This is a genomic window from Shewanella psychropiezotolerans, from assembly GCF_007197555.1.
In the GTDB taxonomy this organism is placed as follows: domain Bacteria; phylum Pseudomonadota; class Gammaproteobacteria; order Enterobacterales; family Shewanellaceae; genus Shewanella; species Shewanella psychropiezotolerans.
In genome coordinates, this window is the sequence record NZ_CP041614.1 from 1,404,460 (window position 1) to 1,428,923 (window position 24,464).

General features: G+C 45.8%; 22 protein-coding genes, 1 tRNA gene, 1 rRNA gene and 2 pseudogenes. 7 read left to right on the plus strand and 19 right to left on the minus strand.

Going from position 1 to position 24,464, the window contains the following annotated elements:
• The first annotated feature begins 94 nt into the window (after positions 1-94).
• The 3 genes from rrf to FM037_RS06185 all read left to right on the plus strand — a co-directional run bounded on the left by rrf (position 95) and on the right by FM037_RS06185 (position 1,325).
• A 5S ribosomal RNA gene (rrf, locus tag FM037_RS06175) occupies positions 95-210 on the plus strand.
• A gap of 342 nt (positions 211-552) precedes the next feature.
• Positions 553-966 (plus strand): LamG domain-containing protein, encoded by a 414-nt coding sequence (locus FM037_RS28465; RefSeq protein ID WP_185976966.1) that lies wholly within the window; start codon positions 553-555, stop codon positions 964-966.
• Between the two features lie 282 nt (positions 967-1,248).
• Positions 1,249-1,325 (plus strand) — tRNA-Trp (locus tag FM037_RS06185).
• A 106-nt stretch (positions 1,326-1,431) separates the two neighbouring features.
• On the opposite strand, the gene dpsA is transcribed toward FM037_RS06185, so the two are convergent.
• Positions 1,432-1,899 (minus strand): DNA starvation/stationary phase protection protein DpsA, encoded by a 468-nt coding sequence (gene dpsA / locus FM037_RS06190; RefSeq protein ID WP_144045280.1) that lies wholly within the window; start codon positions 1,897-1,899, stop codon positions 1,432-1,434.
• A gap of 159 nt (positions 1,900-2,058) precedes the next feature.
• Here dpsA and FM037_RS06195 point away from each other — a divergent pair, with 159 nt between their 5' ends.
• Both FM037_RS06195 and rimI read left to right on the plus strand, forming a co-directional pair.
• The gene (locus FM037_RS06195; RefSeq protein WP_144045281.1) at positions 2,059-2,406 is read left to right on the plus strand and encodes a hypothetical protein; all 348 of its coding nucleotides are present in this window, start codon (positions 2,059-2,061) and stop codon (positions 2,404-2,406) included.
• Positions 2,407-2,408: 2 nt separating this feature from the next.
• Complete coding sequence (gene rimI, locus FM037_RS06200) at positions 2,409-2,870, plus strand: ribosomal protein S18-alanine N-acetyltransferase (protein WP_227992639.1); 462 nt, start codon at positions 2,409-2,411, stop codon at positions 2,868-2,870.
• A gap of 71 nt (positions 2,871-2,941) precedes the next feature.
• Here the strand turns inward: rimI and lipA are convergent, their stop codons facing one another.
• The 14 genes and pseudogenes from lipA to leuS form a co-directional block, all read right to left on the minus strand.
• Positions 2,942-3,907, minus strand: coding sequence for a lipoyl synthase (gene lipA, locus FM037_RS06205; protein WP_144045282.1), 966 nt, complete (start codon positions 3,905-3,907; stop codon positions 2,942-2,944).
• Entirely contained in the window at positions 3,904-4,557 is a 654-nt protein-coding gene (gene lipB / locus FM037_RS06210) for a lipoyl(octanoyl) transferase LipB (protein WP_144045283.1), read from the minus strand. Before lipB ends, lipA begins: the two co-directional genes overlap by 4 nt.
• Positions 4,558-4,721: 164 nt before the next feature.
• Entirely contained in the window at positions 4,722-4,988 is a 267-nt protein-coding gene (gene ybeD, locus FM037_RS06215; protein WP_144045284.1) for a DUF493 family protein YbeD, read from the minus strand.
• Positions 4,989-5,109: 121 nt separating this feature from the next.
• A complete protein-coding gene (locus FM037_RS06220; RefSeq protein WP_144045285.1) occupies positions 5,110-6,282 on the minus strand; it encodes a serine hydrolase in 1,173 nt (390 codons plus the stop codon).
• Between the two features lie 156 nt (positions 6,283-6,438).
• Positions 6,439-7,245 (minus strand): septal ring lytic transglycosylase RlpA family protein, encoded by an 807-nt coding sequence (locus tag FM037_RS06225; protein ID WP_144045286.1) that lies wholly within the window; start codon positions 7,243-7,245, stop codon positions 6,439-6,441.
• Positions 7,246-7,327: 82 nt separating this feature from the next.
• Positions 7,328-8,335: a lytic murein transglycosylase B gene (gene mltB, locus FM037_RS06230; RefSeq protein WP_144048854.1), complete on the minus strand. Its 1,008-nt coding sequence runs from the start codon at positions 8,333-8,335 to the stop codon at positions 7,328-7,330.
• A gap of 189 nt (positions 8,336-8,524) precedes the next feature.
• Entirely contained in the window at positions 8,525-9,631 is a 1,107-nt protein-coding gene (rodA, locus tag FM037_RS06235; protein ID WP_144045287.1) for a rod shape-determining protein RodA, read from the minus strand.
• Positions 9,628-11,484 carry a penicillin-binding protein 2 gene (gene mrdA, locus FM037_RS06240; RefSeq protein ID WP_144045288.1) on the minus strand — a complete coding sequence of 619 codons (1,857 nt, stop codon included), beginning with the start codon at positions 11,482-11,484 and terminating at the stop codon, positions 9,628-9,630. Before mrdA ends, rodA begins: the two co-directional genes overlap by 4 nt.
• A gap of 75 nt (positions 11,485-11,559) precedes the next feature.
• Complete coding sequence (gene rlmH, locus FM037_RS06245) at positions 11,560-12,030, minus strand: 23S rRNA (pseudouridine(1915)-N(3))-methyltransferase RlmH (protein WP_144045289.1); 471 nt, start codon at positions 12,028-12,030, stop codon at positions 11,560-11,562.
• Positions 12,030-12,359 (minus strand): ribosome silencing factor, encoded by a 330-nt coding sequence (gene rsfS / locus FM037_RS06250; RefSeq protein ID WP_144045290.1) that lies wholly within the window; start codon positions 12,357-12,359, stop codon positions 12,030-12,032. Before rsfS ends, rlmH begins: the two co-directional genes overlap by 1 nt.
• 105 nt (positions 12,360-12,464) lie before the next feature.
• Positions 12,465-13,099, minus strand: a pseudogene (gene nadD / locus FM037_RS06255) (nicotinate-nucleotide adenylyltransferase).
• Between the two features lie 7 nt (positions 13,100-13,106).
• A complete protein-coding gene (gene holA, locus FM037_RS06260) occupies positions 13,107-14,147 on the minus strand; it encodes a DNA polymerase III subunit delta (protein WP_144045291.1) in 1,041 nt (346 codons plus the stop codon).
• Between the two features lie 67 nt (positions 14,148-14,214).
• Positions 14,215-14,709 carry an LPS-assembly lipoprotein LptE gene (locus FM037_RS06265; protein WP_144045292.1) on the minus strand — a complete coding sequence of 165 codons (495 nt, stop codon included), beginning with the start codon at positions 14,707-14,709 and terminating at the stop codon, positions 14,215-14,217.
• Positions 14,710-14,740: 31 nt separating this feature from the next.
• Positions 14,741-17,332 (minus strand): leucine--tRNA ligase, encoded by a 2,592-nt coding sequence (gene leuS / locus FM037_RS06270; RefSeq protein ID WP_144045293.1) that lies wholly within the window; start codon positions 17,330-17,332, stop codon positions 14,741-14,743.
• Between the two features lie 119 nt (positions 17,333-17,451).
• Here leuS and FM037_RS06275 point away from each other — a divergent pair, with 119 nt between their 5' ends.
• The gene (locus FM037_RS06275) at positions 17,452-17,952 is read left to right on the plus strand and encodes a zinc ribbon-containing protein (protein WP_144045294.1); all 501 of its coding nucleotides are present in this window, start codon (positions 17,452-17,454) and stop codon (positions 17,950-17,952) included.
• A 384-nt stretch (positions 17,953-18,336) separates the two neighbouring features.
• Positions 18,337-20,205, plus strand: coding sequence for a methyl-accepting chemotaxis protein (locus FM037_RS06280; protein WP_185976967.1), 1,869 nt, complete (start codon positions 18,337-18,339; stop codon positions 20,203-20,205).
• 90 nt (positions 20,206-20,295) lie between these two features.
• On the opposite strand, the gene lnt is transcribed toward FM037_RS06280, so the two are convergent.
• The 4 genes and pseudogenes from lnt to FM037_RS06300 all read right to left on the minus strand — a co-directional run bounded on the left by lnt (position 20,296) and on the right by FM037_RS06300 (position 24,325).
• Positions 20,296-21,840 (minus strand): apolipoprotein N-acyltransferase, encoded by a 1,545-nt coding sequence (gene lnt, locus FM037_RS06285; RefSeq protein WP_144045295.1) that lies wholly within the window; start codon positions 21,838-21,840, stop codon positions 20,296-20,298.
• A gap of 50 nt (positions 21,841-21,890) precedes the next feature.
• Positions 21,891-22,765, minus strand: a pseudogene (gene corC / locus FM037_RS06290) (CNNM family magnesium/cobalt transport protein CorC).
• Positions 22,766-22,815: 50 nt separating this feature from the next.
• Positions 22,816-23,292, minus strand: coding sequence for an rRNA maturation RNase YbeY (ybeY, locus tag FM037_RS06295; protein WP_144045296.1), 477 nt, complete (start codon positions 23,290-23,292; stop codon positions 22,816-22,818).
• Entirely contained in the window at positions 23,282-24,325 is a 1,044-nt protein-coding gene (locus tag FM037_RS06300; RefSeq protein ID WP_144045297.1) for a PhoH family protein, read from the minus strand. Before FM037_RS06300 ends, ybeY begins: the two co-directional genes overlap by 11 nt.
• Between the last annotated feature and the right edge of the window lie 139 nt (positions 24,326-24,464).

Below are 24,464 nucleotides of genomic sequence, written 5' to 3' on the forward strand. Positions count from 1 at the left end.
TAAGTTGGTCATAAAATGCTCCTGCATTTATGACATACAGTACATCCGTGTACTAAACCCAATTATTTATAGCTTTCTAAATTTACCAAATTAGTCTGGAAACCATAGCATTGTGGCCCCACCTGAATCCATCTCGAACTCAGAAGTGAAACGCAATCGCGCCGATGGTAGTGTGGGGTCTCCCCATGTGAGAGTAGGTCATTTCCAGGCGCCTAATAAACGATAAATCCCCAGCACTTAGTGTTGGGGATTTTTTCGTTTAACAGCTTTTGAAATGAGCTTCTCACATGGGGAATATAGATAGCGCATGCGCAGCATGCATCCTTTTATGTGCTAGTAGGGTGATATCGCTGCGTTCAGCAAACGAAGTTTGATGCTGCGGTAGAACGCGGAGGATTTATCCGAAACTGGGCTATTGGAAGGCGCCTCCGCTTTTTGTGTCTGGATATTTTTAAATATAAATTCTATTGCCCATATCCAACGTCAATGTAGGCAGGTGGCTTATCCACTTAAGCACGCACGTGCAATGCCACTTTGGTTTATAAAGAGTCGATGTCGGTCGATAAATTCTCCTCGGTAACAGTTCCTGCATTATTCTACCTTCGTCCATCCTTGGTCTCGTACCTCCTATATCCATATAGTCGTTCAATATCGACACTTCCGCCATCCATGACGGTCGTCACGCCGCTGAGCTTGGTCAGAAATTGCATTCATGCGACAGTCGAAGCCGATCAAGTTAATTACTATGTAGATGGTCAACTTATCTCAACTCACAGTGACAAGGTGGCACCAGAGCAGCCTATGTCGATCAATTTTAATTTATGGTTTATGCCAAAAGGCGCCGATGGATCTATCGGTCCGGTTGATTCCGATGAGATGCGAGAATATCGACAAGACATCGACTGGGTATTCCATATTAAGGGAGCATTACTTTCAACTGTTGAAGTGAAGGATTATGTGACTTAATTCAGAGACGGAAAGGTCAATTCTTTCGATAGAGTACCTGAATTAACGCCAGCTTTAGCTTCGCCTTGTGGTTTGTAAATTGAAGATTGAGTTGTTGCCAGTATTTTTGGGAATACAGACATTATAGATTGGATTTTCTGTGATCTAACCTTTACCCTATACGATAACGTTTAAAAATTACTCTGATTATAATTCTTGCTTGAAAATGCCGCAGTTAAACGGTTATAGAATAAAAAGTACTTTACCTTTTAGGGGAGTTTAAGCATAATGCGTCTCGTCAACAGGGGTATAGTTCCAATTGGTAGAACAGCGGTCTCCAAAACCGATGGTTGCGAGTTCGAGTCTTGCTACCCCTGCCACATTTAGAAAAAGCCGAGCATTAGCTCGGCTTTTTTGCATCTGGGATTTGCGATTTTATTAAATAGTTCCCATTCAGTGTTTTTAAGACTCTCTTCTGGCTACTGACTAAACTGCTAACAGACTCCTTAACATCCATGCCGTTTTTTCATGGGTCTGGATTCTCTGGGTGAGCAGATCTGCTGTCGCCTCATCATTAGCTTGGTTTATCAAAGGGTAGAGTGATCTGATATTACGTATGATTACTTCCTGGCCTTTCAACAGTTCCCTGAGCATCTCATTAGCATCAGTGATGCCGTGATCTTCTTTGATGCCTGTTAGGGCTGCGTAAGCGCTGTATGAGCCCAATGCTCGTGCTCCTAATGCTCTAACTCTTTCGGCAATTAAATCAACGGCAGCGGCTAATTCAGTGTATTGCTCTTCAAACAGCTGATGTAAGCTGGTAAACATAGGTCCAGTGACATTCCAGTGAAAGCTGTGTGTCTTGAGGTATAAACTATAAGTGTCAGCTAAGACTTGATTGAGGCCAGCCGTTATCTCTTTCCTATCTTGCTCTTTAATTCCGATATTGATCATGAGTTTTCTCCTGAGTTAATACATGTATTTTATCTCCCTTAATTAGTTCTTATAAAGTGGTAAGAAGTGATTGTTCTAATCGGTTTTGTGATTTTATTCAGCCTTGCTTTATAAGCTGGTATCCTATTAATCATCAAAGAATGAAAGGCATTAATCAGAGTGGAAAAAGCGGCATATTTAGATGCGATGGGGATCAAGAGGTGGGTACAGACTAGTAATGCTGCTAAGGCTTATATCATCTTAGTTGATAGTGTTGAGCCAGGTATTGAGCATCACCCTGTGATTAATTCAGTATTGTCACTCATAGGCTGTCCTATCACCAACTGCTCATTTACAGAGAAGGCGAGTAAAGGAGCCGATGTCATTTGGGATATGCGTCGTCTCAAGATGCCTAAATCTAATCCTGTACTGAGTTCTGCACCTTTAGCTGAGCTTAAGAAGGCTGAAGCTAAACGTGAGTTGTGGGAGCTAATTGTTGCTCATAACAAAGAATCTCAAATAGGATAACTATGAGTTCGTTACACCAAGTATGCTCATTAAGCCCCGTAGATGCTGTGAACATGTCTAAACTTGCAGCGATTGCACATTCGCACCCGATGAGCCTAAGAACCATTGAGAGCTGTTTTGGCACCTTGTACTCCACATTCGGGCTTGAGGTTGAAGGTAACTTGGTGGGCTTCGCCATTCTTCATCAAATATTTGAAGATGCGACCTTGATGGATATCTGCGTCGACCCCTCTGAGCAGGGGAGAGGATATGGTGAAATGTTATTACAGGCTGTGATTGCGAATGCCGTGCAATCAAAAGCCGAGACATTATTTTTGGAAGTTAGAGCGTCGAGTCTGGCTGCGAGACACTTGTATTCTAAGTATGATTTCAAAGAGTCTGGTATTCGTCAGTTTTATTATAAGACCGAGAATGGTAATGAAGACGCTATCTTGATGGAACTCGATATTAAGCCTAACTTCTAAAACCACAAAATTCAGGCAAAAAAATAGCGCCGGCTAACGGATCAGCGACGCTAGATGTCTAGCTAAGAGGTCTATTTGACTTCTTTACCTTGGGCTTGCAGATCAGCATGGTAGCTAGAGCGCACCATAGGTCCACAGGCTGCATGAGTAAAGCCTATCTCTTCGGCAAAGACTCTCAGTTCATCAAATTCTGCAGGTGGCACATAACGTTCTACCGGCAAGTGGAATTTTGATGGTTGCAAGTATTGACCTAGAGTCAGCATCTCAACATTATGAGCACGCAGATCGCGTAATACCTGAGCTATCTCTTCGTTGGTTTCACCTAAGCCCATCATCAGTCCTGACTTAGTCGGGATGTGTGGATGACGCGCTTTAAACTTTTTCAACAGGTCGAGAGACCATTGATAGTTAGCACCTGGTCTTGCCTTACGGTAGTGCATAGGTGCAGTTTCAAGGTTGTGATTGAACACATCCGGTGGCTCGGTGGCCAAAATTTCTAACGCTGCATCGATACGTCCACGGAAGTCAGGGACTAAGGTTTCGATTTTGATATCAGGGTTGAGTAAGCGTATTTCACGGATACAATCCGCAAAGTGCTGAGCGCCACCGTCACGCAGATCGTCACGATCCACAGAGGTGATAACCACATACTTAAGCTTCATATCCCTGATAGTCTGAGCTAATTTTACAGGCTCTTCGGCATCAGGTTTTAGAGGACGACCATGGGCAACATCACAGAATGGGCAGCGACGGGTACAGATGGCGCCCAAAATCATAAAGGTGGCCGTACCATGGTTAAAGCACTCAGCAAGGTTGGGGCAGGATGCCTCTTCACATACAGAGTGAAGACCATTCTTGCGCAAAGCCTGTTTTATCTCTGTGATCCTTTGATTCGATGCCGGCAGCTTTACTCGCAACCAATCGGGTTTACGTAGCATGGTTGCACGCTCTGAAGGAACGATTTTAATTGGAATTCGAGAGAGCTTAGCTTCATCTCTTAGTTTAACTCCAGGTTGTAATCTTTCTGGCCTACTCATGACTCTGACAATCCTTGATGATGAACTAGATTCTGATAGCCTAAGTTCTGGCTAAATGTTTTAACGAGTTGCTCTCCTGCCTCTTCGACAGTTTGAGGTCCGCCTAACGACTTGCATTGCGCCATTTCTAAACCGACATAACCACATGGGTTAATTCGTTGAAACGGGCTCATATCCATATCGACATTAAGGGCTAAACCGTGAAAAGAACAGCCCTTACGGATCCTTAAGCCTAGCGATGCGATTTTACGTTCATCGACATAAACGCCTGGAGCATCGGCTTTTGCATAGGCTTTAACTTGATATGTTTCAAGCATCTGCACTATGCTATTTTCAATGTCGGTGACGAGCTGACGTACACCAATCTTGAGTCTTTTTATATTGATAAGAGGGTAAGCCACAAGCTGACCTGGTCCGTGATAAGTCACTTGACCACCTCGGTCGACCAGTATAACTGGTATATCACCTGGGTTGATAATGTGCTCACTCTTGCCTGCTTGACCTTGGGTAAACACAGGTGGATGTTCAACTATCCAAAGTTGATCTGGACTAGATTCATCCCGGTTGTCGGTATAGTCCTGCATCGCGTGCCATACCGATTCGTAATCTTGCTGACCAAGATATCTAACGTGTAACGTGCTCTGAGACAAGGGCAACCTCTCCCCTTAAACAATAATGGCGGCATTATACTCCTCTAACCAATAAATGTAAGCTAGATCACATTTATTGGTTAGAGGAGTATTGAAGAAATTGACAAGTGTCTGATTTTCAAGTGCCGTTCGTTAATCATAATTCGAAAGACAAAATACAGCGACTATAAGACGCGCTTCACACCTTCAATGGCGGAAAGCTCTATATAGAGTGTCTCTACCTGGGCTTTATCTTGAACCGTAACACGAATGGTGATCGAATTATAAGTGCCTTTACTGGACACCTTGGTGCTTGGAACATAATCACCTGGAATGTGTTGTTGAACGACGGCAACGACTCTGTCGGCCAAAGTGTCACTGGCATCTCCAATGATTTTAAACGGAAATGAAGCTGGGAATTCCATCACTTCATCAAATTTTGTATCTAACATAACTATAATCTCTTGCCGATGTAATAGGCTCTATATGGAGCTCATTATACGTTTTTCAAGGGAGACTTGAAACAAAGAAGCCACCCTAAGGTGGCTTCAAATTTTGCTTATAAAAGAATCTCTAGCTAAACCAGCCTGCAAACATCTGCTTAAAGTAATCCATTAGCTTACTGAACCAGCTACCTTCATTGACTTCCTGCAGGGTGACTAGCGGGAATTGAGCGATATCTTTACCATTAAGCTGGAAGTAGATACGGCCTACGGTCTCGCCTTTGGCTAATGGCGCCGTTAGCTCTTTGGTAAGCTCGAAGTTGGCCTGTAGGTTTTTAGCCTGACCACGGCTGATAGTGATTGGTGTATCTGTAATGACACCTAAATCAACGGATTCTTTGTCGCCAAACCAAATTTGTTGTGAAACAAAGCTGTCACCCGCCTTGTATGGAGTAATGGTTTCGAAGAAACGGAAACCATAGTTGAGAAGTTTTTTGCTTTCTGCTTTACGTGCACTTTCACTCCTGGTGCCCATGACCACAGTAACTAAACGCATGCCATCTTTTGTCGCTGATGTGACTAAGTTATACCCGGCACCAGATGTATGTCCGGTTTTTATACCGTCGACATTCATGCTCTTGTCCCATAAGAGACCGTTACGGTTATATTGCTTGATACCGTTATAGGTAAATGACTTTTGACTATAGACGGCATATTCGTCTGGTACATCACGGATAAGTGCAGCCCCTAAGAGGGCCATATCATAGGCAGTCGACTTATGATTTTCGGCATCCAGACCATGAGAGTTCTCAAAAAAACTGTCCTTCATGCCAAGCTGTATTGCCCAGGAATTCATCAGGTCGACAAAACCATCTTCTGTGCCGGCAATATACTCAGCCATGGCAACACAAGCGTCGTTACCCGACTGGATGATGATACCGTGGTTTAAGTCGTCTACCGTGACTTGCTTTCCTACTTCAATAAACATTTTAGAAGAGTCAGGAAAGTTTTTTGACCAAGCCTTCTTACTGATAGTGACTTCATCTTCAGGTGAGATATTGCCTACCTTGATTTCATGGCCTATGACATAGCTAGTCATCATCTTAGTAAGGCTTGCCGGATTTAAGCTCTCATAAGCATTTTCTTCCGCAATGATCTGTCCTGTATTGTAGTCCATTAAGACATAGGATTTCGCAGCGACAGTCGGCGCATTAGGAGTAACGACTGGTGCTGCATAGGTGAATGAGCACGCGATTGAGGTCGCAAGAATAAGCGTTTTTAAAGGGCGATTTAAAAAATTCATATCAACAAGGCACGTCTTATTTGGTTAAAATCGGAAAGCGAAATTGGCCGCAGTATATCACTAGTCGACTCCCTAATTCAGTGAAGGTTCATTAATCTTTTGTAAATGGAAGTAATATTCAACTATTACCTCTAACTCAAATTCTAAAGACAAATACTATTGTGTGACTAGATAACTTTGAGGGTAGCCATTGCTTTTTAATTTTTGGTTTAACTTAGTCGCAAGCTGCTTCTGGCCTATGGGGCCAAGTTGCAACTTATAGAGATTATTGACCGGTAGTATTCTTGTCTTAACTTGATATTTATTCTCTAGCTCTTTTGAGAGTGCACTTAGCTTAGCCTTGTCAGAGGACGCCAGAACCTGGATATAGTGAAGCTTGGTATTTTTTAGTTCTGCTAGGGCAATAGACTCAGGGCTTGCAATATATATTACTTCAATTTTGACATTAGCAGTCCCTGTTTTAAGCATATTTAGCCTATGTGCTGCCGCATAGGAAAGATCTATGATTCGATTTTCGTGAAAAGGCCCTCTGTCATTAACCCTAACAATCACCTGCTTGTCGTTCTTGATATTGGTGACTCTGACATAGCTTGGCAGGGGCAATGATTTGTGCGCTGCGGACATGGAATACATATCATAGGTTTCACCGTTGGATGTCAGGTGACCATGAAATTTTGAGCCGTACCAAGATGCAAGACCTGTTTGTTGAAAGCCTTTTCCTGAGTCCAAAACCTGGTAAGTTTTTCCAAGCACAGTGTAGTTGCTCTTGTTACCACCGCGACTATAGGCTTCATATTTTGGATGAGCGTTTTCTACCTTAGATACATCGGGTGCGCTGCTTGGGGCTTTATCATTGGCGAGTTCATATCGACTGCTGTTGCTGCTTTCTGAACTAGAGCAGGCAGATAGAGCTAATGCGGCCAAAATGGCCAGCGTGCGTGTGATTTTTATATCAAATGTCATAAAGGTTCTAGTTTCCAGCCCAAGTCATTAATTATCATGGCTATTTGTGTGAGTTATGGGCCCGATAAACAAGATAGCTTGCTTAAAGAGAGGCTGCATTTTTCAACTCTTGGCTAAATTGATAGACCGCCATAGCGTATAGAGGGCTGCGATTGTAGCGTGTGATCACATAAAAGTTATTCAAGCCCATCCAATATTCAGTATTTTTTTCGTGCTCCAATTCGACAATTAGTGCCGGTTGGGATACGTCGATATCGATGGCCTCAGCCAGGGCAACGCTTGGCGATAAAATGTCGGCAGCGGTATAGGCCAACTTCTCACCAGCCCAAACGTTCAGTTGAGAGGGTAGCTGATTATCGACCGATAAAGGCAGCACAACGGGGGCACCTGGCTGCCAGCCATGTTGGTGGAAATAGTTTGCTACGCTGCCTATGGCATCAACTGGATTATTTAGCAGATCTCTGCGTCCATCATGATCAAAGTCGACGGCATAATGGCGATAGCTCGAAGGAATGAACTGTCCGAAACCCATGGCGCCGGCGTAAGATCCCTTAAGGTTATTTATATCGAGCTGTTCATCTTTGATCAATGTTTGTAGATTACTTAATTCTTTCCTGAAAAAGGTCGCTCTGGGTGGGTAATAGAAACCTAAGGTATAGAGGGCATCAACGACCGGGTAGTTACCCATGTAACCGCCATAGAAGGTTTCAATGCCTATGATGGCGATGATGATTTCAGGATCTACATCGAACTCTTTAGCCGCGCGACTCACTGTCGCCTTATGTTTCTCCCAGAAAGCGATGCCTGCCTTTAACCGTTTCTCAGTGAGAAATATGGGGTAATACTGATGCCAAGGTTTGGCTTCCCAAGGCTTGGTCATTGCATCAATGACACCTTGATCGTATTTCGCCGTATCAAGAAATTGTTGAACTTCTTTTTCCGAAAAGCCTAAGGCTTTTTGGGTCTGCATAAATTCAGTTTTTAATGGTGCCACACTGGAGTCATCGTGGGACGTCTCAGTATTTGCCGTGGCCGAGATGGAGAATGCTGCTATGAGTAGAGTCGTGACTAGTTGTGGTTTTATATTCACTGAAACCGTTCCCTGTATCTGGATAATGCTATGGGTAAAACCGCTAAGACGAGCGAGTAACATACGTGAGTTTCTTTAATCTTGTCTTAATTCATTAAGAAAGTTTCAGCCTACATGCTTGCTGGGAGAAAGCCTATAAGCTGTCTTACTAGTAATAACGCACTAGTGTAATGTCTTAATCGTGTCGATTCACCTGTCGATAAATCGTCTATGGGTATGAATACTCATTAGAATGCCAAAACCTGTCATCAATGTGAGCATAGAGGTGCCCCCATAGCTGATTAGCGGAAGAGGAACCCCAACTACAGGTAAAAGGCCGGAAACCATGCCGATATTAACGAAAATGTAGACGAAGAAGGTTAAGGTGATGCTCCCAGCAAGAAGGCGGGCAAAACTGGTCTGTGCCTGGGATGCAATCACCAATCCTCTGCCTATGACATAGAGGTAGATGATCAATAATAGCGCACTGCCTATCAGGCCAAACTCTTCTCCTATGACGGCAAAGATAAAGTCGGTGTGGCGCTCGGGTAAGAACTCTAGTTGTGATTGGGTTCCATCTAGCCAGCCTTTGCCCCAAGGGCCACCTGAGCCTATGGCAATCTTAGATTGTATGATGTGATAACCGGCGCCCAGAGGATCTTTCTCAGGATCGAGCAGGGTGAGAACGCGGGTTCTCTGATAGTCATGCATCAGAAAAAACCAGAGCACGGGCAGCATAGCTAATATGCCGCCTACAAAGGTACCCACTATCGCCCAGCTCATGCCTGATAGAAACAGTACAAAAATGCCCGATGCGGCCACAAGAATTGAAGTTCCCAGATCCGGTTGTTTTGCGATTAACAAGGTCGGGATCAGCAAGATAACTCCGGCTCCGACTAAATATCTTTTCTTTGGTGGTAACGGGTACTTACTGATATACCAAGCCATGGTGATAGGGAAGGCTAATTTCATCAGCTCTGAGGGTTGAAATTCCATGAAACCAAGGTTGAGCCAACGTTGCGCGCCCTTATTGATTTCACCGAAGAAGTGAACGCCAAGCAATAAGGCTATTCCTGCCAGGTAGATTGGAAAGGCCCAACGCCTGAATACTTCGGGATTTATCTGCGCCACGATAAACATGATTGCCAGAGACAGTCCCATCCTGACAAGTTGTCTTTCCATTAGGGCTAAGTCTTCGCCACCGGCGGAATAGATGACGAATAGACCGAACAGCATCAAGCTCAAAATACCGAGTAATAATGGCAGGTCTATGTGTAAGCGTTGCCAAATATTAGGATTGTGGTTTTGCGAACTCATTGAAGGTGCTCCAAGGTATCTCTTAACATATATTCATCGAGCAAGGCTTTAGCTACTGGACCTGCGTTGGCGCCACCCCAACCAGCATTTTCTAATACCACTGCGAGCACTATGGTGGGATTCTCAAAAGGGGCATAGGCAATAACTAATGCGTTATCACGAAAGTGCTCTGCGATGGCATCGGCATCATACTTGGCATCTTCGGCGACACTAATGACCTGGGCTGTACCAGTCTTCATGGCTGCGGTGTAACCTGCATTTTTAAAGCGTTTCTTTTGGGCTGTGTCTTGCATCGCTTTATTGACAATATCCCAGTTCTCAGGATTATTCAGCTCGATTGGTGCCAGTTCATCTATTGGAGTGTCGATCTTAGAGGTACTATCTTTAATCGATTTGAGCAAGTGTGGTGTGAAACGCCGGCCCTTATTGGCCATAATTGCCGCTGCGTTGGCGAGTTGAAGAGGGGTCGTTGTCCAGTAACCTTGCCCAATACCCACAGAAATTGTATCGCCAATATACCAAGGCTGGTTGTAGCGAAGGCGCTTCCAGTCTTTAGAGGGCATGATACCGGCAGATTCCTCGAAGATATCTATCCCTGTGCGTTCACCGAAGCCGAAAGGCCCCATAAACTCGGCAATCTTATCGACACCAGTTTTATAGGCTAGATCATAGAAAAAGGTATCACAGGAGTGAACTAGGGCGCTGTTAATATCGACCCAGCCATGTCCCCACCGCTTCCAGTCTCGATATTTTCTGGCAACGCCTGGGATCTGCCAAAACCCTGGATCCCAGATGCGAGTCTTAGTGGTGACGATTTTTTCATCCAAACCGAGTAGAGCAAGATGGGGCTTGACCGTGGATGCCGGAGCGTATTGTCCCTGGGTTGCTCGATTGATCAATGGTCTGGATTTTGAGTTAAGCAGTTTGTTGTAGGCTTTGCTGCTGATGCCATGAACAAATAAATTTGGATCGTAGGTGGGGCTGGATGCTAGGGCAAGGATACCACCATCACGTGGGTCTATGGCTACCACCGAACCCCTTCTGCCGTTTAGCAGTTCCATGGCTTTTCGTTGTAAATCTAAGTCTAAGGTCAGGTAAATGTCCTGCCCAGGTTGTGGTGCTACAGATTTAAGCGTGCGTATGGTTCGCCCGCGATTATTGACTTCTTCTTCTAAATGACCCGGCTTACCGTGAAGTAAACTTTCATAGAATTTTTCTATGCCCAGCTTACCTATATCTTTGGTTGCGGCGTAGTTTTTCCACTGTTCACTTCGCTGCAGTCTCGCTTGATCTCGGTCGTTGATGCGGCCTACATAGCCTAGTGCATGAGTCATCAAGCCATTATAGAGGTAATGTCGCTTGAGACCAGCAATCACAGAAATACCCGGAAATTTATGCTGATTAACACTAAAGAGTGCAACTTGCTCCTCGGTTAAACGGTTCTTTAAGGTGAGTGGTTTGAAACGTCGGTGGTGTTTCAGAGATGCAATAAAATCTTCCTGCTCATCGGCCGAGATGGGAATGATCTGGCTTAACTCTTCGAGTACTTCAGGGATGTTTTTTATTTTTTCAGGGATAAGTTCTAAAGAAAAAAATGGTCGGTTTTCAGCTAATAATTTGCCATGACGGTCATAAATCAAGCCTCGACTCGGGGCTACGGGAACGACCCTGATACGGTTATCGTTCGAGCGAGTTTCGTAATCTTTGTATGAGAGGATTTGTAGGTGATATAAGTTTGCTAGCAGTATGCTTAATAGGATGACTACGCAAGCAAAAGTGAACATGGCTCTTCGTTTAAAAAGCGATGCTTCAGCTGCGTGGTCATGCATCGTAATTCGCTTTCTTGGCGCCACTTACACTCTCTCCGGCATAGCAATCGGCATAAAGCCTGGTCCTTAGCGAAAAAAGTCCGGTTATACCGAACTTTACTATTCCCTGTGATAAGGGTGGTTGTTATTCACGCTCCAAGCTCGGTACAGGCTCTCGGCTACCACAATTCTTACTAGGGGGTGTGGCAGAGTCAAAGCCGATAAGCACCAGCTTTGTGACGCAGCTTGCTTGCAAGCGGGAGAGAGACCCTCTGGGCCGCCAATGAGCAAGCTGACATCTCTGCCATCGAGTTGCCAGCGACTGAGCTGAGAGGCCAGATCTGGCGTCTTCCAGGTTTTTCCCGGAAGATCTAAGCTGACTATGTGGTTGCTCTTGGGGACCGCAGCCAGCATCAGCTCGCCTTCCTTATGGAGAATGCGGGCGATATCGGCATTCTTGCCTCTCTTTCCTGCTGGGATCTCTACCAGCTCCAGCGCCATGTCTCTGGGAAATCTACGTTGGTATTCCTGAAAACCAGCTGTGACCCAATCTGGCATCCGTGTACCAACGGCGATTAACTGTAATTTCATTAAGCTGGCTTGGCTGACCAGAGTTTTTCAAGCTCATAGAAGTCGCGAGTTTTATCTTGCATGACGTGAAGAATCACATCACCTAGATCCACAAGAACCCACTCACTGCCTTCACGGCCTTCGACACCGATTATGGTTAAGCCAGCTCGCTTACATTCAAGGACCACATTCTCGGCAATAGCCTTAACGTGAGTCTTAGATGTACCAGAACAAACCACCATATAATCAGTCATATTTGACTGTTCGGCCACTGCTAGCGTGACTATATCTTTGGCTTTTAAATCTTCGATCTTGTCGATCACAAATTGCTTTAGCTCGGCGCTTTCCACGCGTAATTCCTTAATAAATTTTGACAGCGCAGTAGTATAACAGGTTATCCCGGCGTTGAGGATGCGCTGGGGCAATTAAGCTGAGGCAAGAGTCGAGGTTGGGGATTAAGCTGGTGTTTGGTACAGGTTTTTTTCGGCGATAAATTTGAGCACTTGGCTGGGGACGGCTTCTGATGGGCTTAAACCTAGTGCCAGTTGCTGTCGAATGTGAGTCGAGGAGTATGCTTGTGGGGTAATATTGACTTGGAAAATGAGGCCAGACTTCTGCGATTTGTGTTGTTCTAGGCTCGTTAATCTTTGTTCATATTGCTTAAATACCGGCATGTTGGAGGTGAGCTGCCAGCCGCTTCGTGCCGACACAACAAAATGGCAAAGGCTAAATAGGGACTGCCACTGGTACCAGCTGGGTAATGAGACTAAAGAGTCTGTGCCGATTAAGAAGAAAAACTCGTGCTCTGGATATAGCGTATGAAGCTCTTCTAAGGTTGTCAGCAGGTAAGAGGGGCCAGAACGGCGGGCCTCAATATCACACAATTCAAATTCGCTGTATTGTTGGCAGACCAATTCGACCATGGCCTGTCGTTGCTCTGTGCTCACTACTGTGGATGTTTTATGGGGGGGATATGGTTAGGCATTAGCCAGACACTATCGAGATTAAGCTGTGACTTGATCTCGAGTGCGGGACGTATATGCCCGAAATGAATAGGGTCAAATGTGCCCCCCAAGATACCAATCCGCATCGCGAGTTTAGCTCCAGTCGTTGAGTTGAATATGAGATAAGGCCGCATGGGCTTTAGGATCGAACAGTAAGCTCAGATGACTCACGCCAGTCCAATCTTCTATACCTTGTTGTTTCAGTTTTAACTCTATATCTGAAGCGCTGGCGAGTAAGGCCTCTATCTGGAACTGGGACAGTCTGTTTAAGGCTGCCAGATAAAAAGGTTTTCGTTTATCCCAAATGCGTAATTTACCCCAGAGGCCTTGCAAAGATTCTTGGGCCTCCTGGGCTGATTTTAATTGTAAAAGAATGGCCAGTTCCTTGAATATCCCCCACAAGATAATCGGCATGGCGACGCCTTCGGCTTTTAGCTGGGAGAGGATATGTTGCGCCTTGTCCTGACGGTTATTGAGCATAGCATCAGTGAGCTGAAACACGCTAAAACGCGATTGGTCTTCGAAATAACGGCTCAGCTCCGGGCTGTCTATCTGCTCATTTGGGCTCAATAACTGCAGCAGCTGCAATGACTGGTCGGCTGCGAGTAAATTCCCCTCATAGAGGCTGAACAGCATATCTTTAGCATCGCGAGTTAAGTTTAGCGCGAAGTGTTGGATCCGACCCTCTAACCAACGCTGAAATTGTGAACCTTCGGGGGTCATACAAGGAACATATATACCTTGGCTATCTAAGGTTTTGAACCATTTACTCTTTGTCTGTTCCGCTGCGAGCTTAGGTCCGGTGATGATCAATAGCACATCTGGATTAGCCATCTGCATCAGGCTTTGAAATATAGTGCCGCCTTCGGCTCCAGGCTTGGCCTGAGGTAAAATTAATTCGATCACTCTACGGCTGGAAAACAGGCTCATGGCTTGCCATTGATCGACCAATTCATTCCAGTTAAATCCACTTTCCTGGGTCAGTTGGATTTTCTCCTCGAAACCTTGACTCTTGGCTTGATGATAGATCTGGCTACGACTGGTTTCGCACAGCCAAGGATCATCGCCGAAGATGAGATAACACTGCTTCAAGGGAGAGAGATTACGTAGGAGTTGATCTGGATAGACCCGCATTAATATACCCCTAGATGGGGCAAGAGATAAGCGGGGGCTCGATACAGAAATGATGCTGAAAGCAGCATCATTTCACCTCGAGGGAAGCAAGGATTTGAATCATCTGATCCGCAGCCTGATTACGCATCTCTTTTAGCAAGATTTCCATTTCACGGCTCTTGGCTAATGCGGTTCTGGGATCGTCAAGATAATCGCGATGAATATCGACGTCGAACTCCTGCGCTTCACCTTGAGGTAAACGTACGGCAAAAGTCACATGGTAAGTTAGCTCATACTCGGCCACATTACCGGTCGGGTAGAGGGAAAGAGTCGTTCTGTCCAATGAGTCATGTAAAATGTGTAAGGTGGGGATGTCATCGCTTGCATCGACTAAAGTAATGCTGTGCAGACGTAGACGTTCGCGAACCAGTCGAGTCAGCTCACTGTACTCATCTTGACTCGTTAGGTGCAGGGTCTGTAACTGCTCAGGTATCGAGTAGTTGCCCTGGAGTTTAAAGCCGCAACCGGCACTGAGCATGATACTCAGTGCCGCTATTGCGAAACATATGCGTTTAATAAGCATAGGCTAGGCAGTATTTCCTTTTGGTGAATGCTTAGTTAGCCACTATGTTGAGCAATTTGCCCGGTACATAGATGATTTTTCGAATGGTCTTGCCTTCGGTGTGTTTAAGCACACCTTCTTCTGCAAGACCTTGCTCTTCAACAACGTCTTTCGTTGCATCGGCTGGAACCGTTATCTTTGCACGAAGCTTACCGTTGACCTGTACTATGATCAACTTGCTGTCTTCGACAAGGGCTGATTCATCGGCTTTTGGCCACAATACATCTTCGATTGCCTCTGCATTACCTAACTCATTCCATAGGCTGAAACTGGTGTGGGGAATGATTGGGTATAGCAAACGAACTACGGCCGATAGTGCTTCATTTAACAGAGCACGATCTTGCTCTGACTCCTGAGGCGCCTTCAGTAAGCGGTTCATTAGCTCCATGATAGAGGCGATGGCTGTGTTGAACATTTGACGACGTTCGATATCGTCGGTAACCTTGACTATCGTCTTGTGCAATTCACGGCGAAGCTCTTTCTGCTTAGCATCGAGAGACTTGATATCAAGAGTGGCAGTCGGCCCCTTAGCGATATGGTCATGAGCCAGCTTCCAAAGACGCTTGATGAAACGGTGTGCGCCTTCGACACTTGATTCTTGCCACTCTAAGGTTAACTCAGGTGGCGCAGCAAACATCATGAACAAGCGAACGGTATCGGCACCAAACTTATCGACCATCTCTTGAGGGTCGATGCCGTTGTTCTTAGACTTAGACATCTTGCTCATGCCAGTATAGACGAGTTCGTTGCCATCCTTGTCTATGGCTTTAAGGATACGGCCCTTATCGTCAGTTTCCTGAACAGTCACATCCGAAGGTGCAACCCAGACGCGAGCGCCTCTCTCATTGTTATAGTAGAAGGCATCTGCCAACACCATGCCTTGAGTGAGTAAGCGTTTTGCTGGCTCGTCAGAATCGACTAAGCCGATATCTCTGAGTAACTTGTGGAAGAAGCGGAAGTAGAGCAAGTGCATACACGCATGCTCGATGCCGCCGATATACTGATCAACTGGTAGCCAGTAGTTAGCCTTAGCCGGATCTAGCATCTGATCTGCATGGGGGCTACAGTAGCGAGCATAGTACCAAGATGACTCCATAAAGGTGTCGAAGGTATCCGTCTCTTTGAAGGCTTCCTCGCCATTATATGTGGTCTTGGCCCATTCTTTGTCAGCCTTGATTGGGCTCTGGATCCCATCCATTACCACATCTTCTGGCAAGATAACCGGTAGTTGATCTTCCGGTGTCGCTACCACAGTACCATCAGCCAGTGTCATCATAGGGATAGGAGCACCCCAGTAGCGTTGACGGGATACGCCCCAGTCACGCAGACGGAAATTAACTTGACGTTTACCTTTGCCTTCAGCCATTAATCGAGCGTCGATGGCATCGAATGCGGCCTGGAAATCCAATCCGTCAAGCTCGGGGAAAGCGTTTCCCGAATTAAACAGCACACCTTTTTCCGTGTAGGCTACTTCGCTGATATCGAGCTCGCTATCGCTTGGCTTAATGACGCCTTCTATGGCTAAGCCATATTTAATGGCAAATTCATAATCACGTTGATCGTGAGCCGGTACAGACATCACGGCGCCAGTGCCATAATTCATCAGCACGAAGTTAGCCGCCCAGATTGGCACTTGCTTACCAGTCAAAGGGTGAGTGGCGTAAAGGCCTGTAGCAACACCTCTCTTTTCCATGGCTGCCATCGCGGCTTCCGTGGTGTCGGCGTTCTTACATTCTTCAATGAATGCGGCAAGCTCGGTATTATTTGCTGCTGCCTGCTCGGCGAGAGGGTGGCCAGCTGCGATAGCAACATAGGTCACACCCATAACTGTATCGGGACGCGTGGTATAGATATCGAAGCTCTCTTCGCTATCGACAACTTTGAAGGTCATCTCTATGCCTTCGCTGCGACCTATCCAGTTACGCTGCATGGTCTTGACCTGCTCAGGCCACTCATCGAGTTGGTCGAGATCGGTTAGTAGCTCATCGGCATATTCGGTGATCTTGATAAACCACTGCGGGATCTCTTTTTGCTCAACTACAGTGTCACAGCGCCAGCAACAGCCATCGATCACTTGCTCGTTAGCCAAAACCGTTTCATCGTTGGGGCACCAGTTAACCGATGAGGTCTTCTTATAGACCAGACCTTTTTCAAATAACTTGGTGAAGAACCACTGCTCCCAACGGTAGTACTCGGGGGTGCAGGTTGCGATTTCACGGCTCCAATCGTAACCGAATCCCAGCATCTTCAGCTGGTTCTTCATGTAGTCGATATTTTCGTAAGTCCAAGGGGCTGGAGCCGTTTTATTCTTGATCGCTGCGTTTTCAGCGGGTAGGCCAAATGAATCCCAACCGATAGGCTGTAATACATTTTTTCCCTGTAATCGCTGGTAACGGGCTATTACGTCGCCTATTGTGTAGTTACGTACATGACCCATGTGCAGCCGGCCTGAAGGGTAAGGGAACATGGCGAGACAGTAAAACTTCTCCTTGTTCTCATCTTCGGTGACTTCAAATGTTTTCTTGTCCTGCCAGTGCTGCTGCACTTTAGCTTCAATTTCTGAAGGTTGATATTGCTCTTGCATCAATATTTCCCGGCCATGGGGCCCATTATTTGATCTTGCGCACTTTATACGCGAGTTAGATCTGCATAGAATAAACTAGAAGTGAGTCATTAAAAAGGTTCGGATGAGGAGTATTTAAGATGAGTAAGAGAAGTACTGAACTACTGTCGGTTTACGAGGCGCTTCTAGCGCAAGTTAAATCTGATTATTCTGAAGATAACTCTATAACTATAAAAGAGTTATTTCATATTGTTACTAACAGTAAAGATTTTCTTTCTATCAAAGACCGAGCTAAGGATAATGAGCTGGCATTAGTTGAACAATTTTTAAAACGTGACATAGCGAATTTTTTACATGAAAAAAATGACTTAGATCTGAGCCATAGCCCGACAATGATCACGGTAGAGAATACATTATGGCATTGGTTGAGCAGTATCACAGACAGAAGCCAGATCGAGTGGCATGAAGTCTTGCAGGATTTTAAGCATCAGGGCCATTATCAAAGCGGTGAAATCGTTAATCAGGGCAATATGGTGTGCACTCACTGCGGCCACGAGATGAGAATCGAATTCCCCGGGATTATTCCTGACTGCCCTCAATGTGATAAGAGTGATTTTATTCGTGAGGCTCTGGCACCTTAAAATTAGGCTGGTTTTAGTCTGGCTATAGGCTAATCGATGAGCAGATATTTTCTGCTCATTTCGGTATGTTTAGCTTTGAATCTTATCTACTCAGATAATTGGATGACTCGGAGGTTTATTTTAGGCCTAGTATCTTGCCTAGTCTGGCTGCAATAGCCGTTAGTATGGGTAAATAGAATCGTCAAATAGATGCCTTACTCACAATTATTCACATATTTCTATCAATTATCATGTGAAATACCTGTTATTTTTTCACAGATTACTCTACAAAGGTAGTAGGCAATGAAAATGAAGCTGTGACCTTGGAACTTGCTAAAGGTTTTCAGTTTCGATAACGGAAGCCTACTTTTTTCGAATCCACTTGTGGTTCCTGTGAGGATGTATATGAAGTTTGTACATAAAATAGTTATTACTGCGAGTCTCATCTTGATGTTGTCACTGGCGTGTTTATCCGGTTATCAATATTTTCAGGTGAAGCAACAAATTTACCAACAGGTATCGGGCAGTGTTGATGAGCTGGCTAGCTCCATGAGCAATAATATTGAAGCTATCATGGCTGAAAAGAAGAGCATTACCGAATATGCAGCCTCTATGCTGGGAACCGATCTATCCGATGAACATTTTCTTGAGGTGCTGGATCAGCCGATAATCAAACAGCACTTTATCTTATCGGGTATGGGATTGGAGAGCGGACATTTCGTCGGCAATGATCCTAGCTGGAATCCTGGATCGAGTTATGATCCTAGACAACGCACGTGGTATCAGGAGACGAAAAATCAGGGTGAGTTTTTGTTTACGGCGCCCTATGCCGATGCTGGTAGTGGTGAAATATTAGTCTCTGCGGCCATGCCTTTATCTGAAAATGGTGAGTTTAAGGGGGCCTTATTCACTGATATCAGTCTTAAGAGTCTGGCTGACATCAGTAACCGGGCTAACCTCTTCGGCGCTGGATATGCATTTATCGTTGGCAAGAAAGGTGAGTTTATTGCGTATCCGGACTCGAGTAAAAATGGACGTCCAATGAGTCAGGTTTTCGGCAGTCAGCTGGATACGTCAATGGCTAGTTCACAACTGGATATTGATGGCAAGATGCACTTGGTCATCTTCAGGCCTCTATCTGGACTGGATTGGAGTCTGGGAATCGTACTGGATGAGGGGGTGATATTTTCTGCTGCCGATGATCTTCGCCGTGATGCAATCTTGTATTCAGTACTGGCGTTAATTGTGGCTATTCTTCTTATGAGTGGCATCATACGCCAGTTGATGAAGCCTCTGGATATATTGAATGAAGCCATGCGAGATGTGTCTACAGGTGAAGGTGATCTGACTCGTAGGTTGAGCACTGATTCAGATGTTGAGTTCGCGACTTTGGCTGGTAACTTCAATAATTTTGTGATCAAATTGCAAGATTTGATTCAGCAGGTGAAGTCAATTGGCAGTGAAGTTAGTCAAGGTACTCAAGCGACGGCCAGAGGAGCCAGTGAAGCCTTGGAAGCCATGGGGCAGCAGACACAAGAAGTTGAGCAGCTCGCCACGGCTATGCATGAGATGTCGGTAACGGCTTCAGATGTCGCCAATAACGCGCAGAGCGCGGCCTATGCAGTCCAGCAAGCCGACAATGCGGTAAGTGAAGGAGTGACTGCCGTAGTGCAAACCACAGAGTCCATCGAGCAGCTATCAGCTCAGATAGATAATGCGGCCAATGCGGTAAAAGAGCTTGAAGCCGATACCGTGAGTATCGAGTCTATTTTAGGTGTGATTAACGCGATTGCTGGGCAAACTAATTTGTTAGCTCTCAATGCGGCAATAGAAGCCGCAAGGGCGGGAGAGTCGGGTAGGGGCTTTGCTGTTGTCGCCGATGAGGTGCGTACTTTGGCTGCGCGAACTCAGCAGTCAACTTCAGAAATTAAAGAGAAAATAGAAAAGTTACAGGTCGGTGTGGCTACTGTCGTGAGTGTGATGGATGACAGTCGACAGACAACAGTGACTACCGTCGAGAAAGCACAGGTGGCGAATGAAACTTTAGTTAAGATCCGCAGTAGTATCGAAGAGATCACCGACATGAACCTGCAAATAGCCAGTGCCGCTGAAGAGCAGAGCCAAGTTGCTGAAGAGATGAACCGCAACACTTCTAATATCCGGGATCTGTCGACGCAGGTCGCCAACAACTCGGAGCAAGCCAATGAGGCCATGAGAAACCAACTGGAGCAAGTTAAGAGGCAGGAACAGCTGTTGAATCAATTTATCGTCTAACAATTCTTTCATCATCTTCAGTAAAAAATACCCGCATTCAGCGGGTATTTTTTTGTGTGGGACTCTAATCGCCGTACTTGGATTGGGATCTTACTTCTTCAAAAGCCAGCGTTGACGGAGAATCGCCAGTCCCAGTAACATAGCCGACAAGATTAATATCGGCGACTGGCCCCATTTGGAGAAGCTGGTTTGCCCCTTCACCAGAGGGATATCGGCGACCAGCACCCCTGTCTCGAATTGAGGTAATTGGTGAGTAATATTGCCCAGCTCATCGACGACGGCGGTGACACCATTGTTGGTCGCTCTTACTAAAGGTCTGCCAAGTTCGATTGAGCGCATCTGAGCTATTTCCATGTGTTGCAGCGGCCCGTTGGAACTGCCGAACCAGGCATCGTTAGACACGGTCAGTAGAAGCTCTGTACCCTCATTGACGTTGGCTCTTAATTGTTCAGGAAAGGCTATCTCGTAGCAGATTGCCGGCGCTATCTGATGACCTAGTGCGTTGAGATTTGGCTGTTGATACGCACCTCGACTAAACGAAGACATGGGTAAGTTAAAAAGTGGTGCCAGGGGTCTTAACAGAGACTCCATAGGAACGAACTCACCAATTGGCAATAGGTGATGTTTCTTAAATTCGTTGCTGCCGTCTCCTATGTAATCTGCCTGGCTCTGGTGCTCACTGTTGTGGTTGCCGAGCACGATCAGTGAATTGTAGAAGTTATCTTGCTGGTGGCTAATAATGCCTGTGATGATGGCACTGTTGTTGAGATTAGCGACCTTGCTGGCATTATCGAGAAATTCTGACACCATATATTCCGGGGCAGGGATCGCGGCCTCGGGCCAGATGATGATATCTGCATCTAGCAGTGGACGAGAAAGGTCCATGTACTTGCTCATGGTAGGCCAGAGCGTTTCGGGCTCCCATTTCATACTTTGAGGAATATTTCCTTGTACCATGGCCACCTTGACTGTTTCGCCATCGGGTTCGACGCTAGATAGCATGGGAGACAGATAAGTCGCTAATCCCAGCAAGGGGAAAATAATAACAGCCGGACGCCAACGTTTTTGCAAACACAGGGCGAATACGCCAGCAATTAATGCCAAAACAAAGCTTAAGCCGAGTGCGCCTATGACGCTGGCGAGTACTTTTATCGGCCCTTCGGTCTGAGAATAGCCAGCCCAGAGCCAAGGGAAACCAGTCAACACCCAGCCCCTTAGCCATTCGGTTAAGGTCCACAACGCAGGAAACAAGATGATGTTTCTCATAATGGATGTCGTGGGTGATATTTTTTGAAGCAGATAACCCGTCAATGCCGGATAAAGGGCAAGGTACAAGGCGAGCAGCGCCATCAAGGCCATGGAAGCGATCAGTGGTATACCGCCATAGGTGGACATGCTGACATGTATCCAACTAATTCCGACGGAAAAGCAGCCAAAGCCGAAGCTCAGCCAGTATGTTAATCCGGCTCGAGGTGATAAGCCGCTACTCTGATGTAGTGCGAAGACGGTAGCGATGAGATAGATTGGCCATAAGCCATAGGGGGCAAAAGCGAGTGCCGTGCTGGCACCGGCAAGATATGCCAGTACCAGACGTATTTTTTCATGATGGGCAAATGCCCGAAGTTTATTCAGCATTTAAGCCTCATCATATAAAACAACCGTATTTTGAGCCGACAGCGCTTGTTCTAGGCTATCTTCTCTGCGGCATTAGGATCGGGGAGCTTGACTCTTAGCTGAAGTAATCGGCGTGTATCGGCGCTGATGACCTTAAACTCTATGCCATCTATGACGACCTTCTCATTACGTTCCGGCAGATGGCCAAACGCATGTGAGACCAGCCCGCCAACGGTATCAAATTCTTCATCACTGAATTGAGTCTTAAACTCATCATTGAAGTCTTCAATCGGGGTCAGAGCTTTGATCATATAGACCTGCTTACCCACCTTGCGTATCTCGGTATCTTCGGCTGAATCGTGGTCGAATTCGTCTTCGATCTCACCCACTATCTCTTCGAGAATATCTTCGATGGTGACCAAACCCGATACTCCACCGTATTCATCGACCACTATGGCCATATGATAACGTTGGGAACGGAATTCTTTGAGGAGTACATCGACACGTTTACTTTCGGGAACAACGACAGCGGGGCGAATAACCTGGCCGAGGGTGAAGGGCTCATCGTTGTTTTTAAAACCGTATTTGAGTAGATCTTTTGCCAGCAAGATGCCTTCGATATGATCTTTATCTTCATTTACGACGGGGAAACGTGAATGTGCGGAACTAATAACCGTAGAGAGTAGCTCTTCTACTGTATCATCGATCTGCAGTGCGACTATCTGAGCTCTGGGTATCATGATGTCTCGAACTCTTAGATCTGAGACTTCTAATACACCTTTGATCATTTCGCGTGTGTCTTCTGAGATGACCTCACGTTGCTCTGCATCGTGAATGACATCAACAAGATCATCGCGGCTCTGGGGCTCGCCCTGAAATAACTGACTTACTTTTTCAAACCAGCCCTTCTTCTGGGCGTTGGTACTCGGGGGATATCGTCACTCATAGTGTTTTCCTAGCCTGTAATCCTATCAAATTGATGGGTGAACAGACCAATTACTGCTCCTTATATGGATTATTAAAACCTAATTTTTCAATAAGTTGAGTCTCTAGTGACTCCATTTCTTCAGCTTCAGCATCTTGGATATGATCATACCCTAGCAGATGCAGACAACCATGTACAACCATGTGGGCCCAGTGGGCTTGTAAGCTTTTGTTTTGCTGTTTAGCCTCGCATTCAACCACCGGGGCACAGATAATGAGATCGCCTAAGAGAGGGATATCAATCTCAGGCGGCGCCTCGAAAGGAAAAGAGAGCACATTGGTCGGCTTATCTTTTCCTCTATAACTGCTATTGAGCGTTTGACTCTCAGCTTCGTCGACTATTCTAATGGTTAATTCGGCTTGAGTCATGGTATCTCTGAGTGCAATGCGAACCCAAAGTTCAAAATCTGTTTGAGATGGCAGAGACTCATTCTCTATGGCGACTTGCAGATCGAGATCTAACTCGAGATGTTTATGCTTAAGATTCATTTAACGTCTTTTCCTGAAGCTTATATTGATTGTCACGTTTTTCCTTAGCTTGTTGAGCTTTCTGTTCATGCTCTTCGTAAGCTTCGACTATTCGCGCGACTACTGGATGACGAACCACATCTTTAGACTGGAAGAAGTTGAAACTAATTTCCTCAACCTTACTGAGAACCTCGATAGCGTGGCGCAGACCCGATTTCTGACTCTTGGGCAGATCGATTTGAGTGATGTCGCCTGTGATCACCGCTCGTGAGTTGAATCCGATACGGGTTAAGAACATTTTCATCTGCTCTAAGGTGGTATTTTGACTCTCATCTAAGATGATGAAAGCATCATTCAGGGTTCGACCACGCATGTAGGCGAGTGGAGCGACTTCGATGATGTTTTTTTCTATCAGGCGTTCGACCTTCTCGAATCCCATCATTTCGAAAAGGGCATCATAGAGAGGTCGCAAGTAAGGATCGACCTTCTGGCTCAGATCTCCGGGTAAGAAACCTAACTTTTCACCCGCCTCGACTGCGGGGCGGGTAAGTAGAATACGGCGAACTTCTTGACGTTCCAGGGCATCCACAGCTGCAGCAACCGCCAGATAGGTTTTACCTGTACCGGCTGGACCGACGCCGAAGGTGATATCGTGGCGCATTATGTTAGCGACATAGTCACTCTGATTCGGATTGCGGGGTTTAATCACGCCACGCTTTGTTTTGATATAGAACTCTTTATCATCCCGAGGTACTTCGGCCTCCAGAGCCACAGCTTCCTGTATTGCCAGATGCACAGTATCGGGTTCAAGATCCTGTGTGTTGCCTCTTATGGGCTGAGTCTCGACATAGAGAGCCCTCAGCAGATTGCTGCTGGTTAAACAGTTCCTCGCTTGACCAACAATCTGGAAGTGGTTGTTTCTATAGGTTATTTCAACGCCGATCCGGCGTTCTAGTTGCTTAATATTGTCATCGAATGGCCCACATAGTGATGCCAATCTGTGGATCTCGGATGGCTCAAGATAGAGATTAAGCGTGGTTAACTTGTTAGACAAGAATGGCTCCAATTGACAATAATTAGGGTGTCACTATAGTTTCATTTTACGAGCACAGAACAAGAAATGCTAATGGTATTTGATACCTGTTAAGCAAATAAAAAAGGCGGCAATGAAGCCGCCTTAATACTTTATCTTG

What these genes read in the sequence shown, in the direction of transcription:
- FM037_RS28465 (WP_185976966.1), top strand. Translation starts at nt 553, where the DNA reads ATGTCGGTCGATAAATTCTCCTCGGTAACAGTTCCTGCATTATTCTAC.
- dpsA (WP_144045280.1), bottom strand. Translation starts at nt 1,899, where the DNA reads ATGATCAATATCGGAATTAAAGAGCAAGATAGGAAAGAGATAACGGCT.
- ybeD (WP_144045284.1), bottom strand. Translation starts at nt 4,988, where the DNA reads ATGTTAGATACAAAATTTGATGAAGTGATGGAATTCCCAGCTTCATTT.
- FM037_RS06225 (WP_144045286.1), bottom strand. Translation starts at nt 7,245, where the DNA reads ATGACATTTGATATAAAAATCACACGCACGCTGGCCATTTTGGCCGCA.
- leuS (WP_144045293.1), bottom strand. Translation starts at nt 17,332, where the DNA reads ATGCAAGAGCAATATCAACCTTCAGAAATTGAAGCTAAAGTGCAGCAG.
- rodA (WP_144045287.1), bottom strand. Translation starts at nt 9,631, where the DNA reads ATGAGTTCGCAAAACCACAATCCTAATATTTGGCAACGCTTACACATA.
- lnt (WP_144045295.1), bottom strand. Translation starts at nt 21,840, where the DNA reads ATGCTGAATAAACTTCGGGCATTTGCCCATCATGAAAAAATACGTCTG.
- FM037_RS06280 (WP_185976967.1), top strand. Translation starts at nt 18,337, where the DNA reads ATGAAGTTTGTACATAAAATAGTTATTACTGCGAGTCTCATCTTGATG.
- ybeY (WP_144045296.1), bottom strand. Translation starts at nt 23,292, where the DNA reads ATGAATCTTAAGCATAAACATCTCGAGTTAGATCTCGATCTGCAAGTC.
- FM037_RS06275 (WP_144045294.1), top strand. Translation starts at nt 17,452, where the DNA reads ATGAGTAAGAGAAGTACTGAACTACTGTCGGTTTACGAGGCGCTTCTA.
- rimI (WP_227992639.1), top strand. Translation starts at nt 2,409, where the DNA reads ATGAGTTCGTTACACCAAGTATGCTCATTAAGCCCCGTAGATGCTGTG.
- holA (WP_144045291.1), bottom strand. Translation starts at nt 14,147, where the DNA reads ATGCGGGTCTATCCAGATCAACTCCTACGTAATCTCTCTCCCTTGAAG.
- rlmH (WP_144045289.1), bottom strand. Translation starts at nt 12,030, where the DNA reads ATGAAATTACAGTTAATCGCCGTTGGTACACGGATGCCAGATTGGGTC.
- FM037_RS06265 (WP_144045292.1), bottom strand. Translation starts at nt 14,709, where the DNA reads ATGCTTATTAAACGCATATGTTTCGCAATAGCGGCACTGAGTATCATG.
- lipA (WP_144045282.1), bottom strand. Translation starts at nt 3,907, where the DNA reads ATGAGTAGGCCAGAAAGATTACAACCTGGAGTTAAACTAAGAGATGAA.
- FM037_RS06220 (WP_144045285.1), bottom strand. Translation starts at nt 6,282, where the DNA reads ATGAATTTTTTAAATCGCCCTTTAAAAACGCTTATTCTTGCGACCTCA.